The organism is Aureimonas flava (assembly GCF_003583935.1).
Classification (GTDB): Bacteria; Pseudomonadota; Alphaproteobacteria; order Rhizobiales; family Rhizobiaceae; genus Aureimonas; species Aureimonas flava.
The window spans coordinates 274,666-296,409 of record NZ_QYRN01000002.1 but is presented as its reverse complement, the minus strand read 5'-3'; the positions used below and the strand labels follow the sequence as shown (position 1 = coordinate 296,409).

General features: G+C 72.2%; 19 protein-coding genes. 13 read left to right on the top strand and 6 right to left on the bottom strand.

The genetic code is table 11. The annotated features are described in order from the left end of the window. The first annotated feature begins 17 nt into the window (after positions 1 to 17). Positions 18 to 617, top strand: a complete 600-nt coding sequence (locus tag D3218_RS04595; RefSeq protein ID WP_119538724.1) for a GNAT family N-acetyltransferase — start codon at positions 18 to 20, stop codon at positions 615 to 617. A 30-nt stretch (positions 618 to 647) separates the two neighbouring features. On the opposite strand, the gene D3218_RS04590 is transcribed toward D3218_RS04595, so the two are convergent. Then, the gene (locus D3218_RS04590) at positions 648 to 1,526 is read right to left on the bottom strand and encodes an aldose 1-epimerase family protein (RefSeq protein ID WP_119538723.1); all 879 of its coding nucleotides are present in this window, start codon (positions 1,524 to 1,526) and stop codon (positions 648 to 650) included. A 213-nt stretch (positions 1,527 to 1,739) separates the two neighbouring features. Between D3218_RS04590 and D3218_RS04585 the strand changes: the two genes are divergently transcribed. After that, positions 1,740 to 3,257 carry an argininosuccinate lyase gene (locus tag D3218_RS04585; protein ID WP_119538722.1) on the top strand — a complete coding sequence of 506 codons (1,518 nt, stop codon included), beginning with the start codon at positions 1,740 to 1,742 and terminating at the stop codon, positions 3,255 to 3,257. Between the two features lie 156 nt (positions 3,258 to 3,413). Here D3218_RS04585 and betA read toward each other — a convergent pair whose 3' ends face one another. Then, complete coding sequence (gene betA / locus D3218_RS04580) at positions 3,414 to 5,084, bottom strand: choline dehydrogenase (RefSeq protein WP_119538721.1); 1,671 nt, start codon at positions 5,082 to 5,084, stop codon at positions 3,414 to 3,416. Between the two features lie 15 nt (positions 5,085 to 5,099). Then, positions 5,100 to 7,211 (bottom strand): betaine-aldehyde dehydrogenase, encoded by a 2,112-nt coding sequence (betB, locus tag D3218_RS04575; RefSeq protein ID WP_119538720.1) that lies wholly within the window; start codon positions 7,209 to 7,211, stop codon positions 5,100 to 5,102. A 356-nt stretch (positions 7,212 to 7,567) separates the two neighbouring features. Between betB and D3218_RS04570 the strand changes: the two genes are divergently transcribed. The 3 genes from D3218_RS04570 to choV all read left to right on the top strand — a co-directional run bounded on the left by D3218_RS04570 (position 7,568) and on the right by choV (position 10,656). Then, complete coding sequence (locus tag D3218_RS04570) at positions 7,568 to 8,521, top strand: choline ABC transporter substrate-binding protein (RefSeq protein WP_119538719.1); 954 nt, start codon at positions 7,568 to 7,570, stop codon at positions 8,519 to 8,521. Between the two features lie 81 nt (positions 8,522 to 8,602). Continuing rightward, positions 8,603 to 9,457, top strand: a complete 855-nt coding sequence (choW, locus tag D3218_RS04565; RefSeq protein ID WP_119538718.1) for a choline ABC transporter permease subunit — start codon at positions 8,603 to 8,605, stop codon at positions 9,455 to 9,457. A gap of 2 nt (positions 9,458 to 9,459) precedes the next feature. Then, the gene (gene choV / locus D3218_RS04560) at positions 9,460 to 10,656 is read left to right on the top strand and encodes a choline ABC transporter ATP-binding protein (RefSeq protein ID WP_210209632.1); all 1,197 of its coding nucleotides are present in this window, start codon (positions 9,460 to 9,462) and stop codon (positions 10,654 to 10,656) included. A 22-nt stretch (positions 10,657 to 10,678) separates the two neighbouring features. Here the strand turns inward: choV and D3218_RS04555 are convergent, their stop codons facing one another. The 3 genes from D3218_RS04555 to D3218_RS04545 all read right to left on the bottom strand — a co-directional run bounded on the left by D3218_RS04555 (position 10,679) and on the right by D3218_RS04545 (position 14,302). After that, positions 10,679 to 12,058, bottom strand: coding sequence for an aspartate aminotransferase family protein (locus D3218_RS04555; RefSeq protein WP_119538717.1), 1,380 nt, complete (start codon positions 12,056 to 12,058; stop codon positions 10,679 to 10,681). A gap of 29 nt (positions 12,059 to 12,087) precedes the next feature. After that, complete coding sequence (locus tag D3218_RS04550; RefSeq protein ID WP_119538716.1) at positions 12,088 to 13,575, bottom strand: NAD-dependent succinate-semialdehyde dehydrogenase; 1,488 nt, start codon at positions 13,573 to 13,575, stop codon at positions 12,088 to 12,090. A gap of 247 nt (positions 13,576 to 13,822) precedes the next feature. Next, on the bottom strand, positions 13,823 to 14,302 hold the full coding sequence (locus D3218_RS04545) for an Lrp/AsnC family transcriptional regulator (RefSeq protein ID WP_119538715.1): 480 nt from the start codon (positions 14,300 to 14,302) through the stop codon (positions 13,823 to 13,825). 86 nt (positions 14,303 to 14,388) lie between these two features. On the opposite strand from D3218_RS04545, the gene ehuR reads away from it, so the two are divergent. The 8 genes from ehuR (at position 14,389) to eutC (ending at position 21,740) form a co-directional block, all read left to right on the top strand. After that, positions 14,389 to 15,771, top strand: coding sequence for a MocR-like ectoine utilization transcription factor EhuR (ehuR, locus tag D3218_RS04540; RefSeq protein WP_119538714.1), 1,383 nt, complete (start codon positions 14,389 to 14,391; stop codon positions 15,769 to 15,771). Positions 15,772 to 15,893: 122 nt separating this feature from the next. Beyond that, on the top strand, positions 15,894 to 16,679 hold the full coding sequence (gene ehuA, locus D3218_RS04535) for an ectoine/hydroxyectoine ABC transporter ATP-binding protein EhuA (RefSeq protein ID WP_119538713.1): 786 nt from the start codon (positions 15,894 to 15,896) through the stop codon (positions 16,677 to 16,679). Positions 16,680 to 16,758: 79 nt separating this feature from the next. Beyond that, positions 16,759 to 17,559 (top strand): ectoine/hydroxyectoine ABC transporter substrate-binding protein EhuB, encoded by an 801-nt coding sequence (ehuB, locus tag D3218_RS04530; protein WP_425359288.1) that lies wholly within the window; start codon positions 16,759 to 16,761, stop codon positions 17,557 to 17,559. A gap of 67 nt (positions 17,560 to 17,626) precedes the next feature. Next, positions 17,627 to 18,286, top strand: coding sequence for an ectoine/hydroxyectoine ABC transporter permease subunit EhuC (gene ehuC, locus D3218_RS04525; protein WP_119538711.1), 660 nt, complete (start codon positions 17,627 to 17,629; stop codon positions 18,284 to 18,286). Continuing rightward, positions 18,286 to 18,981 (top strand): ectoine/hydroxyectoine ABC transporter permease subunit EhuD, encoded by a 696-nt coding sequence (gene ehuD, locus D3218_RS04520; protein ID WP_119538710.1) that lies wholly within the window; start codon positions 18,286 to 18,288, stop codon positions 18,979 to 18,981. The genes ehuC and ehuD overlap by 1 nt, the downstream gene beginning before the upstream one ends. Continuing rightward, on the top strand, positions 18,978 to 19,763 hold the full coding sequence (gene eutA, locus D3218_RS04515) for an ectoine utilization protein EutA (RefSeq protein WP_119538709.1): 786 nt from the start codon (positions 18,978 to 18,980) through the stop codon (positions 19,761 to 19,763). The genes ehuD and eutA overlap by 4 nt, the downstream gene beginning before the upstream one ends. A 4-nt stretch (positions 19,764 to 19,767) precedes the next feature. After that, complete coding sequence (gene eutB, locus D3218_RS04510) at positions 19,768 to 20,748, top strand: hydroxyectoine utilization dehydratase EutB (protein WP_119538708.1); 981 nt, start codon at positions 19,768 to 19,770, stop codon at positions 20,746 to 20,748. Then, positions 20,748 to 21,740 (top strand): ectoine utilization protein EutC, encoded by a 993-nt coding sequence (gene eutC, locus D3218_RS04505; protein WP_119538707.1) that lies wholly within the window; start codon positions 20,748 to 20,750, stop codon positions 21,738 to 21,740. The genes eutB and eutC overlap by 1 nt, the downstream gene beginning before the upstream one ends. The last annotated feature ends 4 nt before the right edge of the window (positions 21,741 to 21,744 follow it).

Below are 21,744 nucleotides of genomic sequence, written 5' to 3'. Positions count from 1 at the left end.
CCTCGCAAGGACCCAGCATGACCGAAACGCCCCGCTTCACCCCGATCGGACGCGGCAAGATCGCGGCGATCGCCACCCGGCTGGAGATGCGCGAGCGCCCGGCGGCGCGCCCCGAGCCGGACGGGCTGGACGGCGAGGTCGTGTCGCTCGAGGGCATTTCCGTCGATCGCTATCTCGACCTCTTCCGGCGTATCGGCACCGACCATCTCTGGCTGACGCGGCTCCTGATGGCGCGCGAGGACCTGGAAGGCCTGCTCGCCGCGCCGGGCACCCGCCTCCTCGGCGAGCGCGTGGACGGCCGGCTCGAAGGGCTGGCCGAGCTCGACCTGTCGCAGGGCGAGGGCGTGTGCGAGATCAAGTATTTCGGCGTCACCGCCGCGCGCCAGGGCACCGGCAGCGCCCGCCGGCTGATGAACCACGCGGTGGCGGCGGCCTTCGATGCGGGCGCGCGCCGGCTGTGGCTCCACACCAACACGATGGATCACCCGCGCGCGATGGCCTTCTACGGGCGCTCCGGCTTCACGCCGATCGGCCAGGAGGTCGAGATCAACGACGACCCGCGCCTCACCGGCCACCTGCCGCGCGACGCGGCGCCGCACGTGCCGATCTTCGAGTAGCCGAGCGCCTGCAGGGGCGGGGCGAAGCCCTCAGAGCGTGACGCGCCATGTCATCGCCCGGTGCTCGCCGGGCGCCAGGTGCGCGAGGCCGGGCTTGTCCGCGAACTCCCCGTCCCAGCCTTCCGGGCTCGCCATCGAGTACCAGGGCTCGACGCACAGGAACGACGCGCCGCCGGGCTTCGACCAGAGGCCGAGGTCGCGGTAGCCCTCCCACGAGAAGCGCAGCGCGCGCGCGGTGGAGCCGTCCGCGTTCCTGGCGACGTAGCGCAGGGACCGGCTGCGCACGGACGGCAGGACCAGCGCGTCGTCGGCGAACAGCGCCTCCGACAGCGGCAGCACGGTGCCCCGCAGCGGAATGGGGCGGGGCGGCCCCAGCAGCCCGTCGCGGACCGAAAGCGCCTCGCCGCTTTCCGCGGCGCCGAACTCGATTGCGTGGTCGTGCTTGGGCACGCCGTCCACCAGAGGCCAGCGGAAGCCGGGATGGGCGCCGAGGCCGAAGGGCAGGACCTGCGTGCCGGGATTGGTCACCGTGGCGGTGACGGCGAGCGTCGGGCCCTCCGCCGCGAAGGCGAGTTCGAGCCTGAAGGCGAAGGGGAACAGCGCGCGGGTCCGCTCGTCGTCCTCGAGCCGCAGCACGGCGCGCGTGCCGGTCGCCTCCACCAGTCGGAACAGGCTGTCGCGGGCAAACCCGTGCTGCGTCATGCGCAGGCTGCGGCCCGCGTGGCGCAGCGTGTCGCCGGCCAGACGCCCGACGATGGGAAACAGCACCGGCGCCCGGCGCGGCCATTCGGCCCCGCCCTGCCACAGGAGCTCTGCGCCGTCCGCGCCCGTCAGGCCGACAAGTTCGGCCCCGGCCAGCGCCACCGTGGCCGACAGCTCGCCCGTTTCCAGCGTGATCCGATCGCTCATGCGCGCACTCCTTGTCCGGCGTTCCGACTACGGCAAGTTGGGCGCCGATGACAGCGCGCTCTTCGGGCTCGCGCGGCGAGCGCGTCGATTCGTATGATTTGCTTATCAACGCGCGGCCCGTCTAGGATCGCGGCCGGCGCCGCAAGGTGCCGATCGGGACCGGCGCGCCCCGCCGGACGCGGCGCCCGGCCCAACAGGGAGGAGACCATCCGCATGACTGCGATTCACGGCCGCCTCGCCCCGTTCGCGGGCTGGGGCGTTCTTGCCGGCGCGCTGATGCTGTCGGGGGCCGCCGCCGCCGCCGAGGCGGGGCGCGACGAATTCTTCTGGCTCGGGGAGATCAACAAGGCGACGGCGGTGATCAACGCCGACGAGGGCCTCTTGCCGGCCGACAAGGTGCCGGGCATCGCCGCCGCGCTCGACCGGGTGATCCGCGACGGCGACCGGCCGGACGCCAAGCGCCCGTCCACGGTGATCAGCTTCGAGCCGCTGCTGATCGAGGCCGGCGGGGTGGAGGTCACGCTCCTGCATGCCGGCCGATCGAGCCAGGACATGCACGCGACCTATCGGGCCGCGATCCTGCGCGACGACCTGCTGCGGCTCGCCGACCGGCTGAACGCCACGGCGCGCACGCTGGTGGCGCTCGCCGCCGACCATCGCGAGACGATCGTCCCGAACTACACCAACGGCGTCGCGGCGCAGCCCAACAGCTACGCCCACTATCTCCTGGGCCATGCCGCCGGCTTCGAGCGGGACGCGCAGCGGATCCGCGAGGCCTACGGCCGGATCGACCGCTCGGCCATGGGCACCACCGTGCTGAACGGAACCGGCTGGCCGCTCGACCGCGCGCGCATGGCCGACTATCTCGGCTTCGCGGGCGTGGTCGACAACGCCTACGACGCCTCGCAGATCTCCTCCATGGAGCATCCCGTCGAGGTCGGCGCGGTGGTCACCTCGATCGCGCTCCATACCGGGCACTTCATCGAGGACGTGATGACGCAGTACGCCCAGAGCCGCCCGTGGATCCTCCTGGAGGAGGGCGGCGGCAACACCTACGTCTCCTCCGCCATGCCGCAGAAGCGCAATCCGGGCCTTCTCAACTCGACCCGCAGCGACGCCTCCACCGCCATCACCCTGGCGCTCGGACCGATGATCCAGGCGCACAACATCACGCCCGGCATGAGCGACCCGAAGGACGTCGAGGCCAACTCGGCCGTGATCGCGGCGGGCGTGAAGGCGCTGGCCGGGCTGGACCGGGTGCTCAAGGGGCTGGTGGTCGATCCGCGCCGGGCGCTGGAGGAACTGAACGGCGACTGGACGGCCTCCCAGGAGATCGCCGACAGGCTGATGCGCGAGCACGGGCTGCCGTTCCGGGAGGGGCACCACGTCGCCTCCGAGATCGTCACCTATGCGCGCGCCCGGGGCATCGGGCCGCTCGACTTCCCCTATGCCGAGGCGCAGCGCATCTATGCCGAAACGGTGGCGGGCACCGACTTTCCCCCGGTGCTGCCCCTCGGCGAGGCGGAGTTCCGCGCGGCGCTGGACCCGGCCGCCATCGTGCGCAGCCGCGTCACCGCCGGCGGACCGCAGCCGGCGGAGGTGACGCGCATGCTCGCCGAGGCGGGCGAGAAGCTGGACGCGCAGGACCGCTGGATCGCCGATCGGCGCGGCCATGTCGACGCCGCGCTGGAGCGGCTGGACCAGGACTTCCGGGCGCTTCTGTCCCGCTGACGAAAGCGGGCCCCGCCGGCGCGGGCGGGGCGTGCCCCCGTGTCCCGCCTCGTGCCCGCCGTCGCAGGGCGCGACAGGCCTGGGGCGTTCGCGGCGACGGCGCCCGGCCCTCGGAGCCCGTGCGAAACGTCCGCCGGAGCGTTTCCGGACGGCGTCTCAGAGCGCCCCTTGCGCGGGCATCGGCAGGAAGGCCACGCGCTCGTAGGGCACCTCGGCGCGCGCCAGCGCGTCGCGCCCCCGGATGATGTCGGAGGCCTTCTCGGCGATCATGATCGTGGGCGCGTTGAGGTTGCCCGTGGTGATCGAGGGCATGATCGAGGAGTCCACCACCCGCAGCCGCCCGGCGCCGATGACGCGCGCCTGCGGGTCCACCACCGCCAGCGGATCGTCGGCCGCGCCCATGCGGCAGGTGCAGGACGGGTGGTAGGCGCTTTCCGCGTGCCGGGCGACGAAGCGGTCGATCTCCTCGTCGCTCTGCACCGCCTCGCCCGGCTGGATCTCGCGGCCGCGATAGCGGTCGAACGAGGGCTGCGCGAAGATCTGCCGGGTCAGGCGCACGCAGGCGCGCATCTCCGCCCAGTCGTCTGGGTGGCTCATGTAGTTGAACAGGATGCGCGGCGGGGCGGCCGGATCGGCCGAGGCGAGGCGCACGCGGCCGCGCGACTTGGAGCGCATCGGCCCGACATGGGCCTGGAACCCGTGCTCGGAGGCGAGCCCGCGCCCGTCGTAGGTCACGGCGAGCGGCAGGAAATGGTACTGGATGTCGGCGTGCTCGACGTCCGGGCGCGAGCGGATGAAGCCGCAGCTCTCGAAATGGTTGGTGGCGCCCAGACCCCGCTTGGTCAGCAGCCAGCGCGCGCCGATCGAGCCCCTGGCGAAGGGCGACATGGCGGAGAACAGCGTGATCGGCTCGCGGCAGGCGACCTGGAAGTAGAATTCCAGGTGGTCCTGCAGGTTCTCGCCGACGCCCGCCCGGTCGGCGACCACGTCGATCCCATGGTCCCGGAGTTCGGCGCCGGGCCCGACGCCCGACAGCTTCAGGAGCTTGGGCGAGTTGATCGAGCCGGCGGCGAGGATCACCTCGCGCCGCGCCAGCGCCCGGCGCGGCGCGTCGCCGACGCGATAGGCGACGCCCGCGGCGGCCTGTCCCTCGAACAGGACGCGCTCCACCAGCGCATGGGTGACGACCTGGAGGTTGGGCCGCCCCAGCGCCGGCTTCAGATAGGCGTTGGCGGTGGACCAGCGCCGGCCGTTGTGGACGGTCATGTCCATTCGGCCGAAGCCCTCCTGCGTGGCGCCGTTGATGTCCTCGTTGAGCGCGTGGCCGGCTTCGGCCGCCGCGTGCACGAAGGCGTCGTAGAGCGGGTTGGCGAGCGTGCCGTAGGTCGTGTGCAGCGCGCCGCCCTCGCCCCGGTAGGGGTCGCCCCCGGCCCGCCGGTGCTCGGCCTTGCGGAAGTAGGGCAGGACGTCCGGGTAGCCCCAGCCGGTGGCGCCCTGGCTTTCCCAGCGGTCGAAATCGGCCGGGGCGCCGCGCACGTAGACCATGCCGTTGATCGAGGAGGAGCCGCCCAGCACCTTGCCGCGCGGGCAGTTCATGCGCCGCCCGCCCAGATGCGGCTCGGGCTCGGACTCGTAGCCCCAGTTGTACTTGCGCATGTTCATCGGGATCGACAGCGCGCTCGGCATCTGGATCAGCATCGAGCGGTCCGAGCCGCCGAATTCCAGCACCAGAACGGTGCTCCTGCCGTCCTCGGTGAGCCGGTTGGCCAGCACGCAGCCCGCCGATCCGGCACCGACGATCACGTAGTCGAAGCTTTCGGTCTCCATGCCTTGCCGCTCCGGTCAGTAGGGCGCGTCGACGCGCCCGAGGTTCACGTAGACGCTCTTGGCCTGCGTGTGGGCGAGAAGGGCGGCCCGCCCGTTCTCGCGGCCGAGGCCCGATTCCTTGGCGCCGCCGAAGGGCAGCTCGATCGGCGTGATGTTGTAGGTGTTGATCCAGGTCGTGCCGGCCTCCAGCCGCGCCACCACGCGGTGGGCGCGCGCGAGGTCGCGGGTGAAGACGCCGGCGGCCAGGCCGAAGCGCGTGGCGTTGGCGCGCCCCACCACCTCGTCCTCGTCGCGGAACGGGAGCACGGTCATCACCGGGCCGAAGATCTCCTCGCGCACGATCCGCATGTCGTCCGTGCAGGCGTCGAAGATCGCGGGCTCCACGAAGAAGCCGCGGCCGAGCGCGCCGGCGGTGACGCGGTCGCCGCCGCACAGGAGCCGGGCGCCGCCGCGACGCCCCTCCTCGACATAGGACAGGACCTTGGCCATGTGCGCCTCGGAGATCAGGGCGCCGACCTGCGTCGCCGGGTCCGTCGGATCGCCCACCACCATGTCCCGCGTGCGCGCCGCCAGCTTGGCCAGGAAGGCCTCGCGCACGTCCTCGTGCACGAAGACGCGCGTGCCGTTGGAGCAGACCTCGCCGGCCGAGTAGAAGTTGGCGAGCATCGCGCCGCCCACCGCGTCGTCGAGGTCGGCGTCGGGGAAGACGATCAGCGGCGACTTGCCGCCGAGCTCCAGCGTCACCTGCTTCAGCGTGGACGCGGCGTCGGCCATCACCTTCTTGCCGGTGCCGACCTCGCCGGTGAGCGAAATCTTCGCGATGCCGGGATGGCGCGACAGGAGGCGCCCCGTGCGCCCGTCGCCCTGCACCACGTTGAAGACGCCGGGCGGCACGCCGCACTCCGTCATGATCTCGGCGAGCTTCAGGGCGGTGAGCGGCGTCAGCTCGGCCGGCTTGAACACGAAGCTGTTGCCCGCCGCCAGCGCGGGCGCCGCCTTCCAGCAGGCGATCTGGATCGGATAGTTCCAGGCGCCGATCCCGGCCACGACGCCGAGTGGCTCGCGCCGCACGTAGCCGAAGGCGTCGGGCCCGAGGTCGACGTGCTCGCCCGCGATGCCGGCCGCCAGCCCCGCGAAATACTCGATGCAGTCGGCGCCCGACAGGATGTCGACGGCCTCCGTCTCCGCGATCGGCTTGCCCGTGTCGCGGGTCTCCAGGAGCGCCAGCTCCCGGTTGCGCTCGCGCAGCCGCGCGGCCACGCGGTGGAGGACGCGCCCGCGCTCGGCCCCGGTCATCGCGCCCCAGGCACGTTGCGCCTCGCGCGCCTGCGCGACCGCCGCGTCCACCTCGCGCTCGTCCGCGACCGCGATCTCGGCCAGGGTCTCGCCCGTCGCCGGGTCGATGGTGGCCAGGGTCTCGGCACCCTCGCGCAGCGGCAGGTAGGCGCCGCCGACATGGCTGGTGAGGATCGCAACGCCGGGCGCGCGCGCCGGCCTTGCGGGCGGGGCGCCCTCGCGACGGGGCGCCGCCGCGGCGATCTGCGCGTCGGCGAAGCTCGTGGCGAGCGCGCAGGCCGCCGCGCTGTCGGTCTCGCCCGCGTCCGACAGCGAGGAGCGCAGCCACAGCCCGTCGATCACCGCCGCCACGGCCACGGCGACGCGGCCCACGTCCTCGTCCGCCACCAGGCCGCGCAGGTCGTGGCGCAGGTTGGAAAGCATGCGCTGCTGGTAGACCCGCTGCACGCGCTTCAGCCGCGCCGAATGGAGCACCTGCCCCCAGAAGGCCAGCCAGACGGAGCCGGTGCGCCCGTCGAATTCCTCGGGCGCGAGGTTGGCGTCGATCACGCACTGGAGCCGCTCGCGCGCGCCCTCGGCGCGCCGGAGGCGCCAGCGCGTGCCGTCCGAGACGCGCGCCGCCAGGTGGCGCAGCGTCGCCTCCAGGAGGCCGTCCTTGTCGCCGAAATAGTGGGACACGAGCGACGGGGCGACGCCCGCGCGCCCGGCGATCTCCGACAGGCTCGCGGCGGCGAAGCCGACATCGGCGAGCGCCTCGATCGTCGCCTCGATCAGCTGGCGGCGGCGCTGGTCCTCCAGGCCGAAACGGGGGGCGGTGTGGGGACGGCCCATGGATCAGGTCTCCGACGCAAAGCAGGCGGGGTGCATTCGTTGATCGTCCATTCAATCGAACGAAACGCGATCCGACGCAATCCCCATTCTTCCGCGTTCCGGCTCCAATAGCGCATGTCGCTGCGCAAAGACGAACAAGCATAAGTTTGCAGGCTACCGGAATTTCTCATTTCATCCGGTGTCGATGCGCCTTGTATACAAAGCATTGAACGATCGTTCAATGCTCGCTTGACAGATGCGTCCGGCCCGTCCTCAATAAGGGGTGTCGGTTCGATTTTTCCGAACGAACATTGGGCCGCCCCGCTTGTTTTCGCCGCCGTCCGAGGCCAAGGCTTGTCCATCGCAGGAGAACCCGAATGGTGTCATCGAACCCCGCCGCCGCCATGAGCCTCGCCGCTCTCGCATTCGCAGCCCTTTGCGCCCCGGCGCTGGCCTCCGACGCGGCCTCGTGCCGCGCGGTTCGCTTCGCCGACGTCGGCTGGACCGACATCACGGCGACCACGGCCACGGCCTCCACCGTGCTGGAGGCGCTGGGCTACCAGCCGCGCACCGACATCCTCGCGCTGCCCGTGACCTTCGCCTCGCTCAAGAACAACGACATCGACGTCTTCCTGGGCAACTGGATGCCCACGATGGAGGCCGATCTCGCACCCTACCGGGCGGACGGCTCGATCGAGGTCGTGCGCGCCAACCTCGAGGGGGCCAAGTACACGCTCGCCGTGCCGCGCTACCTGTTCGACGCGGGGCTCAAGACCTTCGCCGACATCGCCAAGTTCCGCGACGAACTGGACGGCAAGATCTACGGCATCGAGCCCGGCAACGACGGCAACCGGCTGATCCTGTCCATGATCGATGCCGACCAGTTCGGGCTCGGCGGCTTCGAGCTCGTGGAATCGTCCGAGCAGGGCATGCTCGCCCAGGTGGCGCGCGAGACGCGATCGGAGAAGCCGATCGTGTTCCTCGGCTGGGAGCCGCATCCGATGAACGCCAACTTCCAGCTCTCCTACCTGTCGGGGGGCGACGAGGTGTTCGGGCCGAACTACGGGGGCGCCACGATCTACACGCTGACGCGCAAGGGGCTGTCCACCGACTGCCCGAACCTCGGCAAGCTCCTGGCCAACCTCGCCTTCACGCTGCCGATGGAGAACGAGATCATGGGGGCGATCCTCGATGGGGGCGAGGCGCCCGAGGCGGCCGCCCGCACGTGGCTCGCCGCCCATCCCGACGCCTGGAAGCCCTGGCTCGACGGCGTCACCACCTTCGACGGCCAGCCCGCCGACGCCGCCGTCCAGACGGCGCTGGAGCGCTAGCGCCGACGCGCCCCGGGCCATGCGACACGGCCGCCGGTGCGGCCGTCTCCTCCCCTTCACCCCGCCGGAATCCGAGGACGCATGACGCAATGGCTCATCGATCATAAGATCCCGCTCGGGCTCTGGCTGCGCAGCTTCGTGGAAGCGCTGACCGGACACGCCCAAGGGGTCTTCGACGCGATCTCGACGGTGCTGGAGTTCCTGGTCGGCGGGCTCACCACGGGGCTGGCGGCGATCCCCCCGCTCGCCTTCATCGGGCTCGTCGCCGTGGGCGCCTACCTGCTGCACCGTTCGCTGGCGCTGGCCGTCTTCGCGCTCGGCTCGCTGCTTCTCGTGGTCAATCTCGGCTACTGGACCGAGATGATCCAGACGCTGTCGCTGGTGTTCTGCGCCACCCTCGTCTGCGTCGCCATCGGCGTGCCGCTCGGCATCGCCGCCGCGCACCGCCCGGTCGTCTACACCGCGATGCGGCCCTTCCTCGATCTGATGCAGACGATCCCGACCTTCGTCTACCTGATCCCGACGCTGGTGCTCTTCGGCCTCGGCGTCGTGCCCGGCCTGATCTCCACCGTGATCTTCGCCCTGCCCGCCCCGATCCGGCTGACCTATCTCGGCTTCACCTCCGTGCCGGCGGCCCTGCGCGAGGCGGCCAGCGCCTTCGGCGCCACCCGGCGCCAGCTCCTGTTCAAGGTGGAGCTTCCCTACGCCCTGCCGACCATCATGGCGGGCGTCACGCAATGCATCATGCTCAGCCTCTCCATGGTCGTCATCGCCGCCCTGGTCGGCGCCGACGGGCTCGGCAAGCCGGTGGTGCGCGCCCTCAACACGGTCAATATCGGCATGGGCTTCGAGGCGGGCCTGGCCATCGTCATCCTCGCCATCCTGCTCGACCGCATCTGCAAGGCGCCCGAGCGCCGCGCCGTCAAAGGACGCTGACCATGGACGCCGAGCTGCCCGCCGTCGAGTTCCGCAACGTCGACATCGTGTTCGGCGAACGCCGCGCCGAGGCGCTCGCCATGGTGGACCGGGGGGCGACGCGCGACGAGATCCTGCGCAAGACCGGAGCGGTGCTCGGCGCGGCAGGGATCGACCTCGCGGTGCGGCCCGGCGAGATCTGCGTGCTGATGGGCCTGTCGGGCTCGGGCAAGTCCACCGTGCTGCGCGCCGTGAACCGCCTCAACACCATCTCGCGCGGGCGCACGGTGGTGCGCCATCGCGGCCGGCCGGTGGACGTGGCGACCTGCGACGCGGCCACCCTGCGGGACCTGCGCACCCACACGGTCTCCATGGTGTTCCAGCAGTTCGCGCTCCTGCCCTGGCGCACGGTGCGCCAGAACGCCGGCCTCGGGCTGGAGCTACAGGGCATGCCCGCGGCCGAGCGGAACCGCGTCGTGGACGAGAAGCTGGCCATGGTCGGCCTGTCGCAATGGGCCGACAGCTACGCCCACGAGCTGTCGGGCGGCATGCAGCAGCGCGTCGGCCTCGCCCGCGCCTTCGCCACCGACGCCGACATCCTCCTGATGGACGAGCCCTTCTCGGCGCTCGACCCGCTGATCCGCACCAAGCTCCAGGACGAGCTCCTGGAGCTCCAGACGAGGATCCGCAAGACCATCCTCTTCGTCAGCCACGACCTCGACGAGGCGATGAAGCTCGGCAACCGGATCGCGATCATGCAGGACGCCCGCATCGTGCAGCAGGGCAGCCCGGAGGACATCCTGCTCGCACCGGCGACGCCCTATGTCGCCGAGTTCGTCCAGCACATGAACCCGCTCAACGTCCTGCGCGGCTCGGCGCTGATGCGCCCCGCCGTCTCGCTGCGGCGCGAGGGCGACGCCGTCCTCCTCGACCGGGACGGCGAGATCCGGCTCCAGGTCGACGGGGCCGACCGGCCGCTCGGCGTGCGGATCGGCGAGGGGCAGGGCACGCTCGGGCGCGCCGACGCGGTGGAAGGCCGCCTCGACCGCCCCTGCGACGTGATCGTCGCCCCCGCGGACCTCAAGCTGCGCGCCGCGATCGCGCTGAAGCGCCAGACCAACCACCCGATCCTCCTCGTCGACGAGCTCGGCCGGCTGGCCGGCCTGTGCGACGACGAGGAAATCTATCGCGGTCTCCTGCAGCGCTCCGTGCCGAGCTGAGCCGGGCGCCGCAGGGGAGGCGTCACAGCTCGGCGGTCACCGCCGCCACCGCCTCGGCGGTCTTCTCCACGATCGTGTCGGCCTCCTCGCGGGTCAGGCAGAACGGCGGCGCGAAGCCGAGGATGTCGCCCTCGGGCATGGCGCGCGCGATGACGCCGCGCGCCAGGAGCGCCGCCGAGATGCGCGGGCCGACCTTGGCGGCCGGCTCGAAGAAGCGGCGGTCGTCCCGGTCGGCGACGAATTCCACGGCCGCCAGCAGCCCCTCGCCGCGGACCTCGCCGACATGGGGATGGTCGCCGAGCGCCGCCGCGAGGCCGGCGCGCAGATGGGCGCCGACCGTGCGCACGTTGGCCAGGAGGTCCAGCTCGTCGATCAGCGCGAGGTTGGCGACGCCCGCCGCCGCGCAGAGCGGATGGGCCGAATAGGTCCAGCCGTGGCCGATCGGCCCGAGCGTGTCCGAACCCTGCACCAGAACGTTCCAGAGCCGCTCCGAGACGATGGTGCCCGAAAGCGGCGCATAGGCCGAGGTCAGGCCCTTGGCGATGGTCACGAGGTCCGGCCGCATCCCGTAGTGGTCCGAGCCGAACATGGTGCCGAGCCGCCCGAAGCCGGTGACCACCTCGTCGGCGATCAGCATCACGTCGTAGCGCGCCAGCACCGCCTGGATCCGCTCCCAGTAGCCGGCGGGCGGGGGCACGATGCCGCCCGTTCCGAGCACCGGTTCGCCGATCATCGCGGCGACCGTCTCCGGTCCCTCGGCGAGGATCGTCTCCTCCAGCCGGTCGGCGCAGAACTGCGAGAACTGCTCCTCGCCCATGGTGCGGTCGGCGCGGCGGAAATAGTAGGGCGCCTCCGTGTGGAGGATCGGCGCGCGCGGCAGGTCGAAGGCGTCGTGGAAGAGCTTGAGGCCGGTCAGCGAACCGGTCATCACGCCCGAGCCGTGATAGCCGCGCCAGCGCGAGATGATCTTCTTCTTCTCCGGGCGGCCGAGGATGTTGTTGGCGTACCAGACCAGCTTGATGTTGGTCTCGTTGGCGTCCGATCCCGACAGGCCGAAATAGACCCGGCTCATGCCCGCCGGCGCCCGGTCCACGATCATCTTGGCGAGGCGGATCGCCGGCTCCGACCCATGGCCGACATAGGCGTGGTAGTAGGGCAGGCGGCGCGCCTGCTCGGCGATCGCCTCGGCGATCTCGGGCCGGCCGTAGCCGACGTTGACGCAGTAGAGGCCGGCGAAGGCGTCGAGGCTCTCGCGCCCCTCCCGGTCCACCACCGTGCAGCCCCGGGCACCGGCGATGACGCGGGTCGGCGTCTCGCCCCGCGCATGCATGCCCATGTGGGTCGAGGGGTGGAAGAAGTGGTCCCGGTCGAAGGCGACGAGGTCGTTGGACGGGTCGAGCATGGCGGCTCTCCTTGGCGTCGAAAGGGGTGTCAGCCGCGGTCGAGGCAGACGTACTGGATATCGGTGAAGGCCTCGAGCCCGTGGCGCGAGCCCTCGCGGCCGAGGCCGGACTGCTTGGTGCCGCCGAACGGCACCGGCGCGCCGGTGATCTTCACGCGGTTCACGGCGACCATGCCGTAGTCGAGCCGGGCGCTCATGCGCGCCGCGCGCGCCGCGTCGGCGGTGGAGAGATAGGCGACCAGCCCGTATTCGGTGTCGTTGGCGCGCGCCAGCGCCTCCGCCTCGGTGTCGAAGGGCGCGAGCGCGGCGACCGGGCCGAAGGTCTCCTCGCGCATGATCGCGGCATCGGGCGGCACGTCGGCGAGGACGGTGGGCTGGAAGAACAGCGGGCCGGCCGCGTGGCCGCTGCCCCCGCACAGGAGCCGCGCGCCGCGCGCCAGGGCGTCGGCGACATGCGCCGCGCACTTGGCCACGGCCCGCTCGTGCATCAGCGGCCCGATCTCGGCGCCTTCCGCGAAGCCGGCGGCGACCTTGAGCGCCTGCGTCCGGCGCACGAAGGCGTCGGCGAAGGCCGCGTAGGCGGGGCGCTCGACATAGATGCGGTTGGCGGCGAGGCAGTCCTGCCCGGAGGTCGCGAACTTGGCGGCGACCGCCATCGCGGCGGCGCGCTCGACGCCGGCGTCGGCGAAGGCGATCAGCGGCGCGTGGCCGCCGAGCTCCATCACCAGCCGCTTCATGGTGGGCGCCGACCGCGCGGCGATCAGGCGTCCGACCTCGGTGGAGCCGGTGAAGCTCATCGCGCGCACGCGAGCGTCGGCGCACAGCCGGCCGACGATCGCGTCGGCCTCGCCCGTGACCACGTTGAAGACGCCCTCCGGCAGTCCCGCGCGCTCGGCGAGCACCGCCAGCGCCAGCGCCGAGAGCGGCGTGTGGGACGAGGGATGGGCCACGGCCGTGCAGCCGGCGGCGAGCGCGGCCGTCGCCTTGCGCGTCAGCATGGCGGAGGGGAAGTTCCAGGGCGTGACGAGGCCGGCGACGCCGACCGGCCGGCGCGTCAGCCGCATCTCGGCGTCCGGCAGGTGCGAGGCGACGCCCTCCACGCACACGCGCTGCGCCTCGCCGGCGTAGAAGCGCACGAACGAGGCGGCGTAGTCGATCTCGCCCCGCGCCTCGGCGAGCGGCTTGCCCTGCTCTAGCACCATGATCGCCGCCAGGTCCTCGCGCGCCGCGAGGATCGCATCGTGCCAGCGCAGGAGGGCGGCCGAACGGGCCTCCGGGGGGAGGTCGGCCCAGATGGGAAAGGCGGCGGCCGCCGCCTCCACCGCCCGGTCCGCCGCCTCGGCGCCGAGCGAGGCGACATGGGCGAGCGCCTCGCCGTCGGCCGGATCGGTGACGGCGAAGCGCGCCGCGCCCGCGACCCAGCGCCCGCCGATATAGGCGTCCTCGCGCAGGAGGCGCGGGTCGGACAGGCGGGCGAAGCGCCGGTGCGGGACGGATCGGGCAACATGCGCGTTCATCGTGGACCTCCCTCGCCGGACGGGCGCCGGCTCTTGCGGGTCTTCCGACGTCTGCCGTCCGGCCGCGGGGCGATCCGCGGGGGCCGGCCGACCTCGGAAGGCCCGAAGGCTAGGCGGTCCTTGGCGGAGGATCGGTCCGAACAGCGCGGGGCCGACCGGAGGGGCGGTCTTTTTATCCGGGGCACGGGAGAGGGTTTCTCCGGTCCGCGCCCGAACCCGCCCCCGCGCGGGATCCAGGGCGAGGGATCTAGGGCGCGGCGAACAGGGAGGCGGGCGGGTCGATCGCGTCCTTGACCACCTTGGTCACCACGTAGGTGACGTATCGCAGGATGCCGATCTCGCGATCCAGCCACCCGTCCACCAGGCTCTGGTAGGCCTCGACGTCGCGTGCGGCGACCTTCACCACGTAGTCGACGCCGCCGCCCGTGGACCAGCAGGACACGACCTCGGGCGCGGCGCGCATCGCCCGCTCGAACCGGTCGAAATCCGCCTGCCGGTGGCCGCCGAGCGTTACTTCCACGATCACCGTGGTGACCGGCGCGGCCAGCCGCCAGTCGATGCGCGCATGGTAGCCCGCCACGATGCCGGCCTTCTCCAGCCGCTTCAGCCGCATCCAGCAGGGCGTCGCCGACAGGCCGACGCGCTCGGCCAGCGCGGTCTTGGCGATCCGGCCCTCGCGTTGGATCTCGGCCAGGATCCGGATGTCGGTCGCGTCGAGCTGGAGCATGGCGTCTCGAAAAAAGGGCGGGCGTTGCGGCCGCCGCGAAGCGGCGTGCCCTTGTCGAATGTCATGATTTCAGGAAACGTGCATCCATGACAATGTGGTTCATCGATCAGGACGCCCTAAAGCGTCCGGTTTACCTGTCGCTGGCCGACCAGATCAACCGGGCGATCTCCGACGGGCGCCTCGCCGACGGCACGCGCCTCCCGCCGCACCGGGTCCTCGCCGACAGCCTCAAGCTGTCGGTGCAGACCGTGAGCCGGGCCTACGAGGAGTTGATCCGGCGCGGCCTCCTGTCGGGCGAGACGGGGCGGGGCACCTTCGTGCGGCGCGAGGAGCCGGTGGGCCAGCTCCCCTACATCCCCGAGCGGCTCGGCGAGGTGATCGACCTGTCGATCCTGAAGCCGGTCTGCGAGACGATGCATCTCGACCGGATGAAGGCGGCACTGGCCGGCCTCTCGGCCGACCTGCCGCCGAGCGTCGCCCTGTCGTTCCGGCCCAACGTGATCTTTCCCCGGCACCGGGCCGTGGCGGCGGACTGGCTGCGGCTGTGCGGGCTGGACGTGTCGCCGCACAACGTGTGCCTGACCAACGGCGCCACGGCGGGCATGACCATCGCGCTGATGAGCGTCGCCCAGACGGGGGGCGTGGTGGCGACCGAGGCGATCGGCCACCACACGTTGACGCCGCTGGCCGCCTATCTCGGGCTCAAGCTCGCCGCGGTCGAGATCGACGACGACGGGATCGTGCCGGAGGCGCTGGACGCCCTGTGCCGGGCCGAGGGGGTACGGGCGGTGTTCGTGCAGCCCTCGGGCATCAATCCGACCGCCGTGGTGATGAGCGCCGAGCGCCGCGAGGCGATCGCGGCGGTGGCGCGCGCGCACGACCTCGCCATCATCGAGAACGACGGGCTCGGCCCCCTGATCGAGGGGCGTCCGCCGCCGCTCGCCGCCTTCGCGCCCGAACGCACGCTCTACGTCACGAGCTTCACCAAGATCGTCATGCCGGGACTGCGCACCGGCTATCTCGCCGTGCCCGACCGCATGCTGGCGGCGGTCACCAACCGGCATCTCGTGACCAACTGGATCGCCACGCCCCTGATCGCCGAGATCGCCACGCGCTGGGTGGCCGACGGCACGGCGATGGAACTGGTGCGCTGGCAGCGCGGCGCGCTCCGGCGGCGCCAGGCGGTGGCGGCGCAGATGCTGGTGGGCATCCCCTACCGCGCCCATGCCGAGGGGCTGCATGCCTGGATCCCGCTGGACAGCCGCGCGGCGGAGGACCTCTTCGTCGCCCAGGCGCGGCTGCGCGGCGTCGCCGTGGCACCCGGTCGCTCGTTCCAGACCGGCGCGGCGGAGCAGCCGGCGGTGCGCATCTCGCTCGGATCCACCACGGAGGAGGAGCTGCGCGCCGGCCTGCGCATCGTCACCAACCTGATCCACAGCGATCCCGAGCCGCTGCTGCTCGCCATCTAGGCATCGCTGCCTCCGCGGCCGCCAGCGGCGGGATAATTGTCATGATATTATTTTCCAAATTGACATGATTTAGCGGCGTGGTCATCGTCGGGGCATCAGACGGAACCCAAGAAGGGGACGCCGTGTCCGCGCCGATCATCCAACTCCAGGACGTGTCCAAGCGCTTCGGCGAGCTGACGGTGCTCGACCGGCTCTCGTTCGAGGTCGCGCCCGGCGAGAAGCTGGCGCTGATCGGGCCGTCGGGGTCGGGCAAGACCACCATCCTGCGCCTCCTGATGACGCTGGAGACGCCCACCGACGGGATGGTGATGGTGGAGGGCGAGCCGCTGTTCCACCAGCGCCGGGGCGACGCGCTGGTGCCGGCCGACGAGCGCCACCTGCACCGGATGCGCGCCAGGATCGGCATGGTGTTCCAGCACTTCAACCTGTTTCCGCACAAGTCGGTCTGCGAGAACGTCTGCCTGGCGCCGGTGCTGACGCAGGGCGCCAAGCCCGCGGACGCCAGGCGCCGGGCGATGGAGCTGCTCGACATGGTGGGCCTGTCGGCCAAGGCCGACGCCATGCCGGCCCAGCTCTCCGGCGGCCAGAAGCAGCGCGTGGCGATCGCCCGCGCGCTGGCGCTCAGCCCCCGCATCATGCTGTTCGACGAGGTCACCTCGGCGCTCGACCCCGAACTGGTCGAGGAGGTGCTGAACGTCATGCACATGCTCGCCCGCGAGACCGACATGACCATGCTGCTCGTGACCCACGAGATGGGCTTCGCCCACGACTTCGCCGACCGCGTCCTGTTCTTCGACCGCGGCCGCATCGTGGAGGAGGGGCCGCCTGACGAGATCTTCAAGAACCCCCGGCAGGACCGAACCCAGGCCTTCCTGCGCAAGGTCGTCGCCGCCGGGCACCGCGTCTGACGTCAGCCAAGATCAGCCAACAAGGGAGTTCCACATGCGCCTCCACCGCCTCGCCCGCCCCCTCGTTCTCGGCGCCTCCATGGGCCTGTGCCTCGCCGCCGCCTCGGCCCCGGCCGCCGAGCTGGAGGACCTGAAGGAGCAGGGCTTCGCCCGCATCGCCATCGCCAACGAGCCGCCGTTCACGGCCGTGAAGGCCGACGGCACCGTGTCGGGCGCCGCCCCGGACGTCGCGCGCGCCGTGTTCAAGCGGCTCGGCATCGACGACGTCGTGGCGTCGATCTCCGAATACGGCGCGATGATCCCCGGCCTCCAGGCCCGGCGCTTCGACGCGGTCACCGCCGGCCTCTTCATGAAGCCCGAGCGCTGCAACGCCGTGAGCTATTCCGAACCCATCCTGTGCGACGCCGAGGCCTTCGCCCTGAAGGCCGGCAACCCGCTCGGCCTCAAGAGCTACAAGGACGTCGCCGACAACCCGGAGGCGCGGATCGGCGCGCCGGGCGGGGGCACCGAGGAGCGGCTGGCGCTGGAGGCCGGCGTGCCGCGCGAGCGCGTGATCGTGGTGCCCGACACCCAGAGCGGCATCACCATGCTCCAGCAGGGTCGCATCGACGTCTATTCGCTGCCCGTCCTGTCGATCAACGCCGCGGTGAAGACGGCGAACGACCCGCAGATCGAGGTCGTGGCTCCGGTCCAGGGCGCGCCGGTCTACTGCGACGGCGCCGCCTTCCGCAAGCAGGACACGGCCCTGCGCGACGCCTTCGACAAGGAGCTCGCGGCGATCAAGGCGTCGGGCGAGTTCGCCAAGCTCATCGAGCCCTACGGCTTCTCCGCCGAGGCCGCGATGTCGACCACGCGCGAGAAGCTCTGCGCCGCGCAGTAAGGGGCGGGAAGGGCCGGGACGGGCGGCGGGGCGAACGCGCCCCGCCGCCGCGCACGGCAAGGCGATCATGGACATCTGGCTCGGCTATCTCACGCTCATCCTGCAAGGGGCGCTGGTCACGGCGCAGCTCACCGCGCTCGGCTGCCTGTTCGCGCTGGCCATGGCCTTCCTGGCCGGCCTCGGGCGGGTCTCGGCGGTGGCGCCGGTGCGCTGGCTCGCGGCCGCCTATGTCGAGTTCTTCCGCGGCACCTCGATCTTCGTCCAGCTCTTCTGGGCCTACTACGTCCTGCCGCTGATGGGGCTGGAGCTCTCGCCCATGCAGGCGGGCGTCCTGGCGCTGGGGCTGAATGTCGGGGCCTACGGCGCCGAGGTGGTGCGCGGCGCGGTGGAGGCGATCGGCCGCGAGCAGCGCGAGGCCTGCGTCGCCCTCAACCTGACGCGCGCCCAGTCGCTGCGCCACGTGATCCTGCCGCAGGCCGTGGTGGTGATGCTCCCGACCTTCGGCAACAACGCCATCGAGCTGCTCAAAGCCACCGCCATCGTCTCGCTGGTCTCGCTCGCCGACATGACCTTCCAGGCCCAGGTGGTGCGCTCGCAGACCGGCTCCACCGCCTTTCCGTTCCTGACGATCCTGGTTCTCTACTTCCTCATGTCGTCCGTCATCACGCTCCTGGTGCGCGCTCTGGAGCGGCGCATGTCCCGCGGCTTCGAAGGGACGCGCGCCTGATGGAATGGGACTGGGACTTCGTCCGCCAGATCACGCCGCAGCTCCTGGAGGGCGCGCGGATCACCGTCGTCGCGACGCTGCTCGGCTTCGCCTTCGCCGCCGTGTTCGGCCTCGGCCTCGCGATCGCGCGCCGGTCGCGGAACCGCGCCCTCTCCTGGCCCACCGCCGCCTTCGCCGAGTTCGTGCGCGGCACGCCGCTCCTGGTGCAGCTCTACTTCCTGTTCTACATCCTGCCCGACCTGGGGCTCACGCTGTCGCCGCTCGCGGCCGGCGTGATCGGACTCGGCGTCCACTACGGCACCTACACGGCGGAGGTCTACCGCGCCGGCATCGACAACGTGCCGCGCGGCCAGTGGGAGGCCGCCAAGGCCTGCAACCTCTCGGCCTCGCAGACCTGGCGGCACATCGTCCTGCCGCAGGCGATCCGGCCCATGGTGCCGGCGCTGGCGAACTACTTCATCGCGATGTTCAAGGAAACGCCGCTCCTGTCGGCGATCACCGTCCTGGAACTGATGAACCAGGCGCGCTCCATCGCGAACTACAACTACCGCTACATCGAGCCCATCACCATGGTGGGCGCCTTCTTCCTGGCGATCAGCCTCGTGTCCGTGGCCCTGATCCGCCTGATGCAGCGCCACTGGGGCCGGCTCGGCCGGCTCGGCTCCTTCCGGCGAAACACCGCGATCCCCTCATGACGCCATCCCTCCTGTCTCAGGCCCTCGCCTTCGACGCGCGCGCGATGGAGAAGCGCGTCGGGCTCGTCCTCCTGTCGACCGACCATTCCACCGAGGCCGACTTCGCACGCCTCGTCGCCGGCCCCCGCATCGGCCTCTTCGCGACGCGCGTCGAATACGCCAACCCGGTGACGGCGGAGAACCTGCGCGCCATGGAGCCGCGCCTCGGCGCGGCCGCCGCGCTGCTCCTGCCGGACGAGCCGCTGGACGCGATCTGCTTCTCCTGCACCTCGGCGTCCGTCGCGATCGGCGACGCGGCGGTGGAGGCGGCGATCGCGCGCGCCAAGCCGGGCGCGCCGGTGGTCACCCCGCCGGGTGCCGCGACGCGGGCCTTCGGACGGCTCGGCGCGCGGCGCATCAGCCTCCTGACGCCCTACACGGTTGAGACCACCGCCGGCATGGCCGCCTATTTCGAGGCGCGGGGCTTCGCGCTCGCCTCCGTCGCCTGCCTCGGCCTGGAGGACGACCGCGAGATGGCGCGCATCGCGCCGGCCTCGCTGGTGGAGGCGGCCGTGGCGGCGACGCACGCGGACGCCGAGGCGCTCTTCGTCTCCTGCACGGCGCTGCGCTCGGCCTCGATCGCGGCGCAGGTCGAGGCGCGCATCGGCCGGCCGGTGGTCACCAGCAACCAGGCCACGGCCTGGGCCTGCCTCGGCCTGTGCGGCGTCGCGCCCGCACCGGGGCTCGGCGCCGGACGCCTGTTCGACCTGCCCTTCGAGCCATGCTTCGAGCCTGGAGCCTGATCGGATGCCCGTCGTCTCCCTCGCCGAGATCCGCGCCGCCGCCGAGCGCATCCGGCCGGCGGTGGTGCGCACCGCGCTCGAACCCTCCGCCAGCCTGTCGCGCCTTGCCGGCGTGCCGGTCCATCTGAAGATGGAGCACCGGCAGCATACCGGCGCCTTCAAGCTGCGCGGCGCGCTCAACGCCGTGCTGACCCTGCCGCCCGGCGCGCGAGGCGTGGTCGCGGCCTCCACCGGCAATCACGGCCGGGCGCTCGCCCATGCCGCGCGCGAGGCCGGGATCGCCTGCACCATCTGCCTGTCGCGGCTGGTGCCGGCCAACAAGGTCGCGGCGGTGCGGGCGCTCGGCGCGCGCGTCCATGTCCACGGCGCCGGTCAGGACGAGGCGCAGCGCGAGGCCGACCGTCTGGCCGCCGAGGAGGGTCTCGTCGGGGTGCCGCCCTTCGACCATCCGGCCGTGGTGGCGGGGCAGGGCACCATCGGGCTGGAGATCGCCGAGGACCTTGCCGGCGTCGGCACCGTGCTCGTGCCCCTGTCGGGCGGCGGGCTGATCGCCGGCGTGGCGGCGGCGGTCAAGGCGCTGGCGCCGGGGGGGCGCGTCGTCGGCGTCTCGATGGAGCGCGGCGCGGCCATGGCCGCGAGCCTTGCGGCCGGGCGCCCGGTGGCGGTGGAGGAGCTGCCCACGCTGGCCGATTCGCTCGGCGGCGGCATCGGCCTCGCCAACCGGTGGACCTTCGAGGCGGCGCGCGCGCTGGTGGACGAGGTCGTGCTCGTGCCGGAGGCCGAGATCGCCGCCGGCATCCGCCACGCCTTCCTGCGGGAGGGGCAGACGGTGGAGGGGGCGGCGGCCGTGGGCATCGCCGCGATCCTGGGCGGGCGCGTGCGCCCGAGCGGGCCGACCGTGGCGATCCTGAGCGGCGGCAACATCGACCCGGCTCTCCACCGGCGCGTCCTCGACGGCGCCGACGCGCTGGAGGGGGAGGCCTGATGCCCGCGATCCGCATCCTGACCGAGGCCGAGCTGCGCGCCCTGGTGCCGCTGGACGGGGAGGCCGTGGCCTGCGTCGAGGGCGCCTTCGCGGCGCTGGCGACGCAGCCGGTGGCCATGCCGCCCGTCCTGCGGCTCGATATCCCTGAGCATCGCGGCGAGGTGGACGTGAAGACCGCCCACGTGCCCGGCCTTCCGGGCTTCGCCATCAAGATCAGCCCCGGCTTCTTCGACAATCCGAAACGCGGCCTGCCCAGCCTCAACGGCATGATGGTTCTGTTTTCGGCCACCACGGGGCTCGCCGAGGCGCTGCTCCTCGACAACGGCTACCTGACGGACGTGCGCACGGCGGCGGCCGGCGCGGTGGCGGCGCGGCACCTCGCGCGCGCCGACGCCGCGGTCGTCGCGGTCCTCGGGGCGGGCGTCCAGGCGCGGCTCCAGCTCGAGGCGCTGGCCCTCGTGCGGCCCATCCGCGAGGCGCGGATCTGGGCGCGCGACCCGGCCAAGGCGGCGGGCGCGGCGGCCGCCCTCGCCGCCGATCTCGGCATCGCGGTGTCGGCCGTGCCCGACATACGCGAGGCGGTGCGCGGGGCCGACGTCGTGGTCACCACGACGCCGGCCGAGCGCCCGATCCTCGACGCCTCGTGGGTCGACCCCGGCACGCATGTCACGGCCATGGGCTCGGACGCCGAGCACAAGAACGAGATCGACCCGGCGCTCGTCGCCCGCGCGGCGCCCTACGTCGCCGACCGCCTCGCGCAGACGCGCCGTCTCGGCGAGCTGCACCACGCCCTGCGCGCCGGGCTGGTGGGCGAGCGGGAGGCGTTTCCCGAGCTCGGCGCCGTGGTGGCGGGCCTCGCGCCCGGCCGCGTCTCGGCCGAGGCGATCACCCTGTGCGATCTCACCGGCACCGGCGTCCAGGACACGGCCATCGCGAACCTGGCCGCCGCCCGCGCCGCGCGGGCCGGCGCCGGCACCCCCTTCACCACCTGACCAC